Source organism: Curtobacterium sp. MMLR14_002, from assembly GCF_001864975.1.
GTDB classification, from domain to species: Bacteria; Actinomycetota; Actinomycetes; order Actinomycetales; family Microbacteriaceae; genus Curtobacterium; species Curtobacterium flaccumfaciens.
The window spans coordinates 1-375 of record NZ_MJGT01000112.1 but is presented as its reverse complement, the minus strand read 5'-3'; the positions used below and the strand labels follow the sequence as shown (position 1 = coordinate 375).

Here is a 375-nt window from a genome sequence, read left to right as displayed (position 1 = left end):
GTCGTGGCGGCGTTGCGCATCAACGTGATGCTTTCCGTCCTTTTCATCATCGCCACATTCACCTTCGTCGCTCTCGGCCTCGGCGCGTTCACCGGCGAGGCATGGCTCGGACACATCGGCGGCTGGCTCGGCTTCGCTACAGCGTTGACTGCCTGGTACGGATCGTTCGCATCGGTCACCAACGCCACGTGGCGGCGCAACGTCATCCCCGTTGGAGAGATCAGCGCCTCTTAAGCAACTCGGAGCCGGGCGGCGCCGACCAGTACCGCCGACGCCGCCCGGCACTGCAGCAACTGAGTCATACGACTGCTGTGCACCTCACCAGCCGGCACGCATCGTTGACCAACCGTCCATGTGCAGAAGGACCACCCATGT

The 375-nt window shown here is 63.7% G+C and carries 1 protein-coding gene; it reads left to right on the top strand.

Features of this window, described 5'->3' with window-relative positions; genetic code table 11:
- The coding region (locus tag BIU91_RS16630; protein ID WP_216099683.1) for a GPR1/FUN34/YaaH family transporter at nt 1-234 on the top strand (234 nt) is incomplete at its 5' end.
- Nucleotides 235-375 lie beyond the last annotated feature (141 nt).